The following is an 11,797-nucleotide window of genomic DNA, read 5'->3' as shown; positions in this document are numbered from 1 at the left end:
CACAGCTTCTCAAACCATTAATCAACAAAAACAATCGATTAATCAAAACACCAACAAAATATTAAGAAAAAGAAAACAACCACAACCCCTATCCAAACAACCAACTAAACACCATCACAACTACTGGCAACAAGGGTTCACCATTTTTCACCACGAAGCGCACCAAGGCGAATAAGGTCCACAAATTTTTTTAAGTATATGATAACCTTCTAAAAAAGTCCTTTGTGTGCCTTTGTGTTCCTTTGTGCGCTTTGTGGTGAAAATTAGTGTTCCTTTGTCGCCTTTGTGCGCTTTGTGGTGGAAACTGGTGTACCCTCGAGCCCTTAGCGCCCTTCGTGGTGAGAACAGTGCCCCTGGTTGCCTTTGTGCGCTATGTGGTAAAAAGACGATAAAATAAAACAGGTGATATAAGGCCAAACTACTATGTGAATGACCCCTTCATCACATGAACATATCTAGCGTGGCTGTCTGCTTAATCTTTTTAGACTGCTCTTTGCCGGCTGCTGGCTCTGCCTTTATCACCGGCTTTTCCTCGCAGAAGAACTCCAGCGTACGCTGCGAGTTACCCTGCATCAGCGTCCTCTCATCGCACCCGAAAGCCTCAGTGATCCGGGACAATGCCATTGCAAGGCGCTCGGCATAATACTTGTAATCGGGCCTGGCCGTGAACGGCACACCTTCTATTATCGGCTCCGCCTTTATCGGCTGCACCGAGGCGTTCGTTATTATAAAAGGCGTCTTCATCCCTGGCGTGAACTCGTAACCCATTTCCTGAAGGCGTTTAGCGACATTCACATGTACGAGTGAGTCGGGGTTGTCATAGCTGTCAAAATCGTTAACGCTCTTTGATATCACCAGAGAGCTCAGGTCTATCCTTCCTTTTAAAGTATTCTCGATAGTGTCCTTCGAATAATTCACAGCATCGTCGGGCTTGCCTTCCAGGACTATCTGGAATACCTTCGTCATCGTCTCGCTCTGGAGATCGAAAGAGTCGGTTCGCCTGGGCTCGTACCCCCTGATAAGGAGCGTTTCCTCCGGCCATATTATCTTGCCGAAATACCTTTTCTTGGCGTGTGCGAAGAACCTCTCCATTATCTTTTCGAGCTCGAGATGCATGTTACCTTCCGAGAACTCCTGCTGGATCCTGAACCCTAGAAGCTTACAGTCCTCGACGTTGCGATGGTCTTTCGAAGTGAAGAAGACCGAATCCGTATCCCCTGCGATGACCGTGTAGCCGCGGGATTCCAGGGTGCTTACGACCATCCTGATCTCTTCCCTGGCCCAGGCTGTAATGCTGGGCGCTATATACTTATTGAACGGCCACCTGCAAAACTTTGTCCCGAAGTAACCGTATGTGGCGTTGGATAATACCTTGATGGCATTCTGAAGCCTGTTATAATACTCTGCCTTATCCGAGTCCCCGTCCGCCTTTGCCTGCTTCATCATCGCCTTTGCCTGTTTTCTCGAAGTGAGCAGCCCTTCCACCATCCGGGGCACTATGCCGTGGCGTTTCTCGTGAGGCAGGAAGAATGCGTTCATCGGAGACACGTGTTCCGCTTCATCCTTATTTTTTGTGACGGTGGTGAAGCAGATATTATGCTTTATGATCTGCGAGGGATACATCGAAGAAAAGTCAAGCCCTATGACCCATTCCCATAATCCGGGCTTGGTCTCGTATACGAATCCGCCCTCATAATCATAGGTCTCCCCCGTAGACATCGGCACGGCGATCTTCTCCCTGTCGACCATCCTTATCAGCAGGCTCTCGATCATCCTGTTCTGGCCGCCTGATACTTCCTTGACTGGTAATTTTGACGGGATCGCGACGTCCATAAGCTTGTTGACCGTGTTGATACGGGGATGTGTAAGGATGCGCAGGGCAAGGTCCGCGTCCTTAAGACAATATTTTACAACTTCGTCCCTGCGGTTTACCCATTCTTCATCCATCTTCGTGCTGTTGATGTTATCTTTAGTATCGTTAAACAGCATGGCCGAAACATAACCCAGCCCCTCTCTCTTTGGCCTGAGCTCTTTCTTGACCGAGAGCCATGCGTCAAGTACGATCCTTCCTTTAAGGTCCCAGTTCACGAATCCCGTAGTACGGTTCTCTCTCCGGGTAAGGCCGAGCGAATCCCTGCCGATGGTCATAAACTCCCCGGCGGGCTTTTTCTGCTTTTCCCCGTTGTTGTTATTGTTATTGCCTAACAGCAGGTTCGACCTGTCGTACAGCATGGCAAGGTCGAAATTGTTGATGTTATATCCTGTGATTATGTCAGGGTCAAGTTTTCTTACTTCCTCTATGAATTCCCTGAGCATGCGCCGCTCATCCTCGTCCCTGTCATCCTTCTCTCCGGGAGACATATCCTCGGTTCTCGGCCCGAATACCGAGCTTATCATCCTTTCCTCTATGGCGCCTGTGGCCTCGTCTAGGACGGTAAGACAGATACAGTAAATGTTGCCGTATTTTATCGAGCTTTCAATGTCGAAGCTCATGATCTTTAATCCGGGGGTAAAGATGTCGCATTTGCCGAACTCTGATGCTTTTAGCACTATATCAGTGGTATACTGGCTTTTTGTTTCGATCACTTCGCCTTTGACCGATATGCACGTTTCCATGTCCATGTCATAGATAAAACGGTTAGTGAAGACAATGTCCGCGGCAAAGAACGTTCCTTTGCTCCTGAACTTTTCCTGCTCTTTCGCGTCCATATATTTAAAAAGGCCATATTTGTGGATCAGCTTTTGAGAATAGACGCGATCGATGGTGCTTACTTTGACTTCATGTCCCGGAATCACATCCGAGACATCCTGTTCCGCCCTTAACTGTTCCAGCAATTCAGCAGGGGGGTTCTCAAGGTAAATAGTCTTATGTTGAAGCTCATGATCCGACCTGAACCTCGGGACAAGCCACGGTGCCCTTACCTTTACCTCTAAAAATTCTTCAACGCTGCCTTTATACTCTAATTTGACATCGCTGACCGATAAAACGTCCTCGTGTGACTCTAAAGTTTTTCTCAACTCTCCTGTCGGCTCAAAGACATGGAAATACGGCTTAAAGTCAGGACATAGTATAGTGACGCTCTTGTTTTCGCGCGTCTTTCCGTATAGCTTTACTATGACGTCCTCTCTATCATTTCCTTGAGGGGTTTCCTTTTGGACGACCTCGTACGTCGAATCCAGGAGCCTTACGTCGAAAGAAGCCTGCATCTGCATCACCTTATTATTGATTATTTGATGTACAAGCCTTCAAACTATATAATTAAGACCCCCGGTCCAAAAGTATTGAAGCATGACCGTGCGCATAAAAATGCCATTTATATAAGGCGTTTTCATATCCTATCCCGATAATCGATCAATTATCAAGATTTCCTATGCTTTCAACGGCTTTTATGATCCTGGCGGCTACGGCTGATACGATCATCACTAGAAGATCGAGTACCAGTAATCCTCCAATACATGCGATACAAGCGCAACCGATATAGAAAATAGCAGGATGAAGAAACCTTCCCGTTCCAAAATGAAATGTGTTAAAGAGTACCGGGAGAGAGGCATTGAAGACAATATGCGGAATATGGTCCACATCGACAGCCATGCCAGCAATCCCGCACAAAACCCCAGTGCGTAATGCATTGACAGACAATTTACGATATGCGCCCAAGTGAACATCCCTGCCTTCCCGACCACCGATTATCTAATAACATACGATTGTTATTGCTGTAGGACGGTCTTATATGAAACCCCTGCACTACATAGTCAAAAATGTTTTTAGCGTATTTATTTGTTTTGTATCACTTATCTAATTATTATTACGTTAATTGCGATTATGGTAATATGAAATTGAAATGGGTATGTATCGACGATCATCTGGCATTCAAAGTGGCATTATGCCCCGGAGTTAGAAGGAATCCCAGCAGCGAACATCCCAGGATAATGATCGCTGCGATCGTTCCGCTGTCCATTCCCATCAGCCATATGGACGAGCCGTTAAATACGATGTTCATGTTCGAGGTCCCTACGAATATCCCTGACACGGTGGCGCCTGTGAGTATCCCTATCCCGAACCCGCTGAGCCTGTCATAACGCTCTATCAGGGAATATGCGATGAATAATGCAAGCAGCGATAATATTATCTTAATAAGTATAAATCCCGGGACTCCTGCCATATCAAATGAGGCTTTTATCAGGGCGCTCTTCTCATAATCAAACGTCCCGAGATAGTTGAAAGCCGCCAGGGTCGACAGGATGTCATAGAAAACATAGAATATTATCGATGACATTAAAAGAAGCTTGCTAATTTTCACAATACTGTATTATTATATGTAAATAAAAATATAAATTAATTTATATATTGATATAACAGTCAATAATCACGGATTATTCATAAAAGACCGGTTATTACGGTGGATTATTCGTTACTGTTCCAGCGTAAGTCATATAATCATAGCAAGGTTTATACAAATGCCCTGCTAAAGGCATAATCATGCTTAAGGACAGACCTTTCACATTCATTAATTCGGCGATGAGCGCGGACGGCAAAATATCGACAAAAAAGAGAAAACAGGTCAAGATATCGGGCAAGACCGACTTCGACCGTGTAGACGGACTGCGCGCCGGCTCCGACGCGGTGATGGTGGGAATAGGCACAGTGCTGGCCGATGACCCGAGCCTTACCGTAAAGTCCGAAGAGCGCCGCAGAAAAAGGGTGGAGAGCGGTCTTGACGAAAATCCTGTCAGGATAGTTGTAGACAGCCAGGCGAGAACGCCGCTTGATGCGGATATATTTAAGAAAGGCACGGGGAAAAGGATCATTGTCGTATCAAGGTCAGCGCCCGCAGATCGTGTCGAGGCTTTAAGCAAAAAAGCTGAGATACTTGTGGCCGGCGAATGCCAGGTAGACCTGGTGGAAATGGCCCATGGGCTGAAGAACCGCGAAATAAACCGCCTGATGGTCGAAGGCGGCGCAACGCTCAACTGGGGAATGGTCCGGTCCGGCCTTGTCGATGAAATATCCGTGTTCGTGGGCAATTTGATAATCGGCGGAAAAGACGCGCCCACATTCATGGACGGCGAAGGCATTCTGGAGCGGGAAGAGGCCATCGGGCTAGAGCTAAAAAAATTCGAGCCCATGGATGAAGGGATAGTTTTAACGTGGCGAGTAAAGTGATACAGGAATTTAAAGCTGATGAAAAAGTAAAGGGGCTGGCCCGGAAATACCGGTACGACGAGTATATGGTCGCCCGGTTCGCCCGGTTCGTCCCGGACCTGGAAAAGTTCCTTGCGAGCATGGAAGAGCCGCCAAGGACATATATTAGAGTGAACACCATCAAGGTCTCGGCCAACGCTCTCATAAAGAGGCTTACGGACAAAGGATTCATCGTAAAGGCACTCGACCTTCCCGACTGCCTTGAGGTGATGTCCGAGCCTTATTCTATAGGGGCTTCAGCCGAGCATCTATTGGGCCTGTTCTATATTCAGGACATGTCGTCGATGGTGCCCGCCCTCGCGCTGGCGCCGGTGCCCGGCGACGTCGTCATCGACATGGCAGCATCGCCCGGCGGAAAGACCACGCACCTGGCGCAGCTGATGAACAATGAGGGTATCCTTATCGCAATAGAGGCGGAACCTGCAAGAATGCCGGGGCTTATGCTGAACCTTGGCAGATGCGGTGTGATGAACACGGTCGTATATGGAATGGACGCGCGCGAGCTTTCAAAGCTCGACATCAGGGCGGATAAGATCATGCTGGACGCTCCCTGTACAGGGGAAGGTGTCATAGCTAAAGACAGGACCCGGAAAACCAGCAGGGACATATCGGACATAGAATATTGCTCGAATATGCAAACAGAGCTGATCGATGCCGCGTACGAATGCCTTAAACCGGGCGGCGTGCTCGTATATTCAACGTGCTCGTTCGCTCCGGAAGAAAATGAGCTTATCGTGGACCATGCGATAAAAGAGCATGGCATGAAGGTTGAGCCTATCCCTTATGGCGAGCCGGGGCTAAGATCTTTCGGGGAGCTAAAGTTCGATCCGCAGGTAGTGAACGCCAGAAGGCTGTACCCGCATATCCATGGAACGTCAGGGTTTTTTGTCGCGAGGTTGAAGAATGTATAGAGGTTTGAAAAAGATCGAGCTTACAGTCCTCAGAAGAAGCCTTGATTACTGGGGAGCGTTTGAGCTTTCACAGGAACTTGAGTTCGTCATAAGGCAGGGAGAAAAGAACGACGTGTTCGCGGTCACGCCCGAGGCCAAATACTATCTCATGGGAAAAGAACCGGAACCCGTCACGGCAGGGCTGCATATCGGGGAGATCGGCAAAAAGCAGCTTAACCTCAGCCTTGAGGGCGCTTACCTGATCTCAAAGATGTCCGACAGGAAAAAGATCAAGGTGGTCGGCCAGGCAGAATCCCTCGTCCTTTACGGGAGAGACGTCTTCGGCACATCAATTAACTGGGCGGATGAAAGTATAGAGCAGAACGATAAGATCATAATCGCCAATAAGTATGGCGAGGCGATAGGGCTGGGCAGGTCCAGGTTCGACTATAGCGGCCTGTTCGCGGATAGGGTGACTGTCAATACAGAAGCCGACCTTGGCCTGTACATCCGGAGCCAATCTGAATTTTAATTTTTTTATAGTAACTAAATCCTGATTTTTCCATAGCGCATCCCTGTCGTAATCATTTTAGCCATTAACGTCATTTCCATAGGCGCATGCTTGACGACATTTTCGAAGCGGCACGCGGATACTACCCGGAGCTCAAAGACCATATGATAGGCCTCGACACCCTTGACATGACCCTTACGCGAAGGAAGGTCGTTTTCGCTAAAGTGAGGGCGATAAAAACTATTAACGGAGATCACCGCTGGGTGATATTTTTAAACCGGAAGGTTCTGGAGCATGAGCCTCCGCGGGAATTTTTACTGGAGACGATATGCCATGAGCTGGAGCATATACGTAACGGGGACGTAGACCTGGAAAAAGCTCACGGGTCGTCACGCCCGCATGCCGGGGGCAGGATAGACAGGGAGGTAAAGGCCCGGATCGATACTGTCTATGATATTTCCGAGGGATGGAAAAAGCACTTCGTCGAAGGTGTCATGAAAAAGAAAAGGGTAAAAGGCAAATGATGGTTCTTAGCGTTATGTCCTGTAACTTGTTTAATGTGTATGTAAGTTCATCTTTGATCAAGATCACCACAAAGGCAACCAAGGACACGTTTTTTTCACCACGAAGGGCGCTAAGGGCTCGAGGGTCCACAATTTTTTTTTTAAGAATATGATAACTTTATAAAAAGTCCTTTGTGTACCATTGTGTTCCTTTGTGCGCTTTGTGGTTAAAAAAATATACTAAGATCATGAACTAGCGGGGCACAGCACTTAGTAATTACAATTGTCATACAAAAAATTTTAATATGACCGCATAGTTCTGATGTATGGCATGAAAATAAATAATGTTAGATTTTATTGCATATTTATAATTCTAATATTGAATTTAGCTTTCATTAATTATATTTTAGTAAGCAGCGAACCCGCTAATGCCGCCTCTACGGGCTATATCATCGGCAGGGTCACATTACCCGATGGGATCAAAGGCGTAGAAAACTGCGACATAAAACTTCTCGATAAGTATGATAATGTCGCGTCGATACTGAACACCGACCAGCAAGGCAATTTCTATATAACTAACGTCGAGCCGTCGGAAACGGCCGGCCTTTATCGATTGATCGCCGATAAGCCCGGCTGGGGTCAGAGCACTACGCAGCAGTTCAACGTTTACTCTAATACATCCTCCATAGTGGCCATAAGGATGTACCCGATCATCGGCCAGTTCACGCTGACGGCCGGCTCCGCATCGATCAAGGCGGACGGATCGTCGACTATTAACATAACTATCACTGCAAGGGACACTAATGGCGACCCTCTGCCTGACGGCTTCAACGTCAGGCTAATTCAGGAGTCCTACTATGCTGCGCCCGGCCTTTTCCCGGGGGAAGGGAACAAATATGATATCACATTACCGTTGAAAGACGGGATGACTGTGGAATATGGCCGTATTCCTGCCGATACGCTATCCAGGAATGTAAGCATTAAGGCGACCATTTTGGAATCCGGCAAGAACAGCCGCTCTGTAGGGCTTAAAATCGATCACGTTAATCCGAATATTATCACAGGCACTGTATATGACGCCGGGATGAAACCAGTCCCTTATGCCAGCGTTTACCTCTACCGGTGGGACGGCTCCCGGTATGTCGGCTATAATAGTTCGGAAGACCCGGGCTATGCAAATGACGGCAGGTCCGTTGCGGACTCTTCAGGGGTATATCGCTACACAATACTCCCTGCGGGGGACTACCGGGTCGCCGCAAATTATTGCTCGTTTAATAATTCGACTGATGTGAGGGTCGTAAGCGGGTCTTACGTACATGACATCGTCTTATCCTCGTTAAAATATGGTATGGTAAAAGGTATGGTCCTGGACTCAGACTCAAGTCCTGTCGCAGGGGCAGATGTTACGATCAGTCTCGTAAAAGGGGATAAACTTGAGCCGGTCATGTCTGTGAGATCGGGCTATGACGGGTCATTCACTTTTGACAGCGTCAGGTATGGGAACTACGGCATTGAAGCCGTAAAGAACGGGCTAACAGCTAACGCACCTTTATGGCTTGATGTCGATAAGGCATCCGTAACTATGATGTTCCATATTCCTGTCCCTGCCGCGCCCATCAACACGCCGGAACCGACATCGTCCCCGGTAAATACGGCTACGCCTGCTGAGGCGACAGTGGCGGAACCTGATGTCGATTCAAGCCCCCTTTATAGTTTCGGAGTGGCAGTCGTATTCTTATCCTTGTTCTGCGGGCTGGCGTCAGTCCTCTTAGTGACGATCTCCCCTAAAAAATGATTTTAATTTTTAACACGAAAAAGCCCGGAGATTTTATGGTATTCCCTTCTCTTCCTACCGAATAGGTTATAATAATATCCAGTAAATATATTTATGGTGATATTTATATGCATGAAGAAGAATGCTGTATGCCGGCGCCAAAGCCGCTGATACTCGGGGAGCCCGCACCCGAATTCGAAGCAAATACCACGCACGGTAGGGTTAAATTATCACAGTTTAAAGGAAAATGGGTACTACTGTTTTCCCATCCTGCGGATTTCACGCCTGTATGCACAACGGAGTTCATGGCATTCGCGAAGCTGTTCGACGAGTTCGCAAAGCGTAACGTACAGGTGATCGGCCTTAGCATCGATAGCGTTTATTCGCATATAGCCTGGGTACGTAATATCGAGGAAAAAATGGGTGTCCACATACCCTTCCCTGTCATAGCCGACCTTGACATGAAGGTGGCAAAAGCATATAATATGGTCCATCCCGGCTTGAGCGATACTTCCGCGGTAAGATCTGTGTTTTTCATCGACCCTAACGGCATGCTGCGTGCAATGGTATATTATCCCATGTCTACCGGCAGGAACATGGACGAGCTATTGAGGGTGATCGATTCATTACAGCTTGTGGATAAGGAAAAGATAGCGACCCCTGCGAACTGGAAGCCGGGAGATCCGGTCATAGTGCCGCCTCCGGCCACTCAGGAAGCCGCAGATAAAAGGCTAAAGGAAGGGTACGACTGTAAAGATTGGTACTTCTGCAAGAAAAAAGTGTAAGATCGTCACATGACTTATTCGCTGAATATGCCTGAGTGATGTTTAGCGATATCTATTTTCTTTTTTCCCGGATTTATTTCAATAAATTTGTCAGGAAATCTTAAATAAATATATCCTTTTTATAAATTTGGTAATTATGGATTTTAAGGACATCGTGAGTACTGTATTTTCTAGAGAAAAGGCCCCTGACCTGTCTCTTTCGGCGGAATCCATGAACACTCTGGATGAGCTGATACTGAAGGGGATCTTCAATGATAAATCAGATTTTATGCGTTTCATCGTAAAGACATACTGGCAATACAAGATCAGGGGCTCTGCTCCCACTTCCTCCAATATTCTGGACATAATCAACCAGGCAGGCATCGATAAAAATTTCAGCGACGCTGACATCATGGGCAGGATATTCCCTCTGATGGTCGATGCTTTCAAGGAGACGGAGAAGAAAAAAACATCATGATATTTTCAAGGTAATTTCTACCCTGTAAGGCCGTATATGAAAGAAAATGCCCTTGTCAATATCCTTAAATTTGTGTTATCCGGTATTTTTATCGAAAGGATATTTTTATCCTGAAAAATTAGTTTTATTATCTAGCCGGACTATAAGCATTCGATCATGACGGGGCTAAAGAGGGACTGGATCGGAAGCGAGTTCGCAGACTTTGAGCGAGCGCTACTGTTCGATAGCGATAAGGAGCACTGGGGCTGGTTCACCTGGCTGAAAGGCGGAGGCAACCGGGTGTTCACTCTTTCAAAAAGCCCCTTTTTAGATCCGATGGGCGATCCCGTTTATTATGTGTTTCCGGAAATGTACGACCAGCCATATCCCTCGGAGGGGCAGTTCGTACAGGTGAATGCGGACGGGCCTCCGCATATCGAAAGGTATCCGAAAAGGTTCAGATCTTATGGGGTAAAGGGGATCACTCCTCTGGGGGATAAGGAGCTTTTCGAGGTACTGCCAAAGCCAAGGCTGTACCTGGACGAGTTTATACATTATACGACGATCAATTATGATAATGCCGAAAAAGACTTTCTTCACCACATATTGCCGCTTCAGGTGGTGAGTTGCCCGAGCAACGAGATCGGGAACGGAGGGCTGACAGTCTTTCGGGATGCTTTCATAGATGATAAGAAAGAGATAAGGAACTTTAAAAAAGGCATACTTAACATGATACCTTCCGGCTTCAAATCCTTTAACCCATCATACATGTATAAGGCGCTATCCACAAAGGATGAAGAAAGATCCGTGACGTCGCTCTTGAAAAAGTGCAGCGAGGTAAACCTTCTTGTGGAGAACAAGACGTCGCTGATGGTGAACCTGCCGATAATCCAGCACCAGTCAAAATATCGCTTCAGGCAGCCGCTGTCCTCCGACGTAGTATCGTACCAGCTTTCGGCGCTTATCTGCAAGCCGCATATAAGAAAAAAGGACATAAAGCTTTTGGAGCGTAGCATAATACGTGTCCGCAAGGACCTTGAAAAGTCGAGGGTAGACCTGAAATTCAAGCCGTTCGCCGAAATAAAGGTCGCCGAATCGCTTGCAAGGCTGAGGCTGACGCAGAATAACGCGATATTCAAATTTTTAGGAGAAGCCTCCCGGATCATCGAATCTCAGCTAAAGATACAGGATGAGCTTCTGGACGGGATCTGGGAGATGCAGGTAGAAAAATTCGCGGACCTGCGGTATATGTATGACGGGATGGAGCTCAGGGACATTCTCGTCGGCGGCTCAAAAAGAAGCGTGCGCATGGATCATTTCAACAGTGAGCTTACAAGGCGTGATATCCGGATATATCTCGAGATCAGGAAAACCGCCAAAGAGACCGGAAATATGGAAGTTCCATTATCTAACCTGAGATCCTCCCTGGGCATCGACGATTTCGGGCTCTATGAAAGCCTTAACACATTAAGGAACTATGGGTATGTCCTGATGTTCGATAATAAAAGTGTCGTAAGGCTGCTTGACATCGGGGAGTTCGGCGACAGGTTTGACGAAGGGTTTAAAAAATAGCGATTGTTAACTATTTATCATATAATCTCTTAATATAGTAATGTATTGACCTTTAATCTTATAAACTATAATAAAAATGCCATGTTCCCTTTGAATATAAAAATGGGAATAAAAATTATATAC

At 46.9% G+C, this 11,797-nt stretch carries 11 protein-coding genes; 8 read left to right on the top strand and 3 right to left on the bottom strand.

What is annotated here, in order from left to right; all coding sequences use genetic code 11:
* Positions 1–441: 441 nt before the first annotated feature.
* The 3 genes from CUJ83_RS12320 to CUJ83_RS12310 all read right to left on the bottom strand — a co-directional run bounded on the left by CUJ83_RS12320 (position 442) and on the right by CUJ83_RS12310 (position 4,301).
* Positions 442–3,207 carry a family B DNA polymerase gene (locus tag CUJ83_RS12320; protein WP_230742624.1) on the bottom strand — a complete coding sequence of 922 codons (2,766 nt, stop codon included), beginning with the start codon at positions 3,205–3,207 and terminating at the stop codon, positions 442–444.
* Positions 3,208–3,352: 145 nt separating this feature from the next.
* Entirely contained in the window at positions 3,353–3,592 is a 240-nt protein-coding gene (locus CUJ83_RS12315) for a hypothetical protein (RefSeq protein ID WP_230742623.1), read from the bottom strand.
* A 268-nt stretch (positions 3,593–3,860) separates the two neighbouring features.
* Positions 3,861–4,301, bottom strand: a complete 441-nt coding sequence (locus CUJ83_RS12310) for a hypothetical protein (RefSeq protein ID WP_230742622.1) — start codon at positions 4,299–4,301, stop codon at positions 3,861–3,863.
* 179 nt (positions 4,302–4,480) lie between these two features.
* On the opposite strand from CUJ83_RS12310, the gene CUJ83_RS12305 reads away from it, so the two are divergent.
* The 8 genes from CUJ83_RS12305 to CUJ83_RS12270 all read left to right on the top strand — a co-directional run bounded on the left by CUJ83_RS12305 (position 4,481) and on the right by CUJ83_RS12270 (position 11,674).
* Positions 4,481–5,164: a 2,5-diamino-6-(ribosylamino)-4(3H)-pyrimidinone 5'-phosphate reductase gene (locus CUJ83_RS12305; protein WP_230742621.1), complete on the top strand. Its 684-nt coding sequence runs from the start codon at positions 4,481–4,483 to the stop codon at positions 5,162–5,164.
* A complete protein-coding gene (locus CUJ83_RS12300) occupies positions 5,149–6,114 on the top strand; it encodes an NOL1/NOP2/sun family putative RNA methylase (RefSeq protein WP_230742620.1) in 966 nt (321 codons plus the stop codon). The genes CUJ83_RS12305 and CUJ83_RS12300 overlap by 16 nt, the downstream gene beginning before the upstream one ends.
* The gene (locus CUJ83_RS12295) at positions 6,107–6,625 is read left to right on the top strand and encodes a PUA domain-containing protein (RefSeq protein ID WP_230742619.1); all 519 of its coding nucleotides are present in this window, start codon (positions 6,107–6,109) and stop codon (positions 6,623–6,625) included. Before CUJ83_RS12300 ends, CUJ83_RS12295 begins: the two co-directional genes overlap by 8 nt.
* 86 nt (positions 6,626–6,711) lie before the next feature.
* Positions 6,712–7,128 (top strand): SprT family zinc-dependent metalloprotease, encoded by a 417-nt coding sequence (locus tag CUJ83_RS12290; RefSeq protein ID WP_230742618.1) that lies wholly within the window; start codon positions 6,712–6,714, stop codon positions 7,126–7,128.
* Positions 7,129–7,486: 358 nt separating this feature from the next.
* On the top strand, positions 7,487–8,902 hold the full coding sequence (locus tag CUJ83_RS12285; protein WP_230742617.1) for a carboxypeptidase regulatory-like domain-containing protein: 1,416 nt from the start codon (positions 7,487–7,489) through the stop codon (positions 8,900–8,902).
* Positions 8,903–9,009: 107 nt separating this feature from the next.
* A complete protein-coding gene (locus CUJ83_RS12280) occupies positions 9,010–9,666 on the top strand; it encodes a peroxiredoxin (RefSeq protein ID WP_230742616.1) in 657 nt (218 codons plus the stop codon).
* 136 nt (positions 9,667–9,802) lie between these two features.
* Positions 9,803–10,123, top strand: a complete 321-nt coding sequence (locus tag CUJ83_RS12275; RefSeq protein WP_230742615.1) for a hypothetical protein — start codon at positions 9,803–9,805, stop codon at positions 10,121–10,123.
* 156 nt (positions 10,124–10,279) lie between these two features.
* Complete coding sequence (locus tag CUJ83_RS12270; protein WP_230742614.1) at positions 10,280–11,674, top strand: hypothetical protein; 1,395 nt, start codon at positions 10,280–10,282, stop codon at positions 11,672–11,674.
* Positions 11,675–11,797: the final 123 nt, after the last annotated feature.

Origin of the sequence: Methanooceanicella nereidis, assembly GCF_021023085.1 — an archaeon.
GTDB lineage: Archaea > Halobacteriota > Methanocellia > Methanocellales > Methanocellaceae > Methanooceanicella > Methanooceanicella nereidis.
This window is presented reverse-complemented; position numbering and strand designations above follow the sequence as displayed.

What these genes read in the sequence shown, in the direction of transcription:
- CUJ83_RS12320 (WP_230742624.1), bottom strand. Translation starts at nt 3,207, where the DNA reads ATGCAGGCTTCTTTCGACGTAAGGCTCCTGGATTCGACGTACGAGGTC.
- CUJ83_RS12315 (WP_230742623.1), bottom strand. Translation starts at nt 3,592, where the DNA reads ATGGCTGTCGATGTGGACCATATTCCGCATATTGTCTTCAATGCCTCT.
- CUJ83_RS12305 (WP_230742621.1), top strand. Translation starts at nt 4,481, where the DNA reads ATGCTTAAGGACAGACCTTTCACATTCATTAATTCGGCGATGAGCGCG.
- CUJ83_RS12295 (WP_230742619.1), top strand. Translation starts at nt 6,107, where the DNA reads ATGTATAGAGGTTTGAAAAAGATCGAGCTTACAGTCCTCAGAAGAAGC.
- CUJ83_RS12290 (WP_230742618.1), top strand. Translation starts at nt 6,712, where the DNA reads ATGCTTGACGACATTTTCGAAGCGGCACGCGGATACTACCCGGAGCTC.
- CUJ83_RS12280 (WP_230742616.1), top strand. Translation starts at nt 9,010, where the DNA reads ATGCATGAAGAAGAATGCTGTATGCCGGCGCCAAAGCCGCTGATACTC.
- CUJ83_RS12275 (WP_230742615.1), top strand. Translation starts at nt 9,803, where the DNA reads ATGGATTTTAAGGACATCGTGAGTACTGTATTTTCTAGAGAAAAGGCC.
- CUJ83_RS12270 (WP_230742614.1), top strand. Translation starts at nt 10,280, where the DNA reads ATGACGGGGCTAAAGAGGGACTGGATCGGAAGCGAGTTCGCAGACTTT.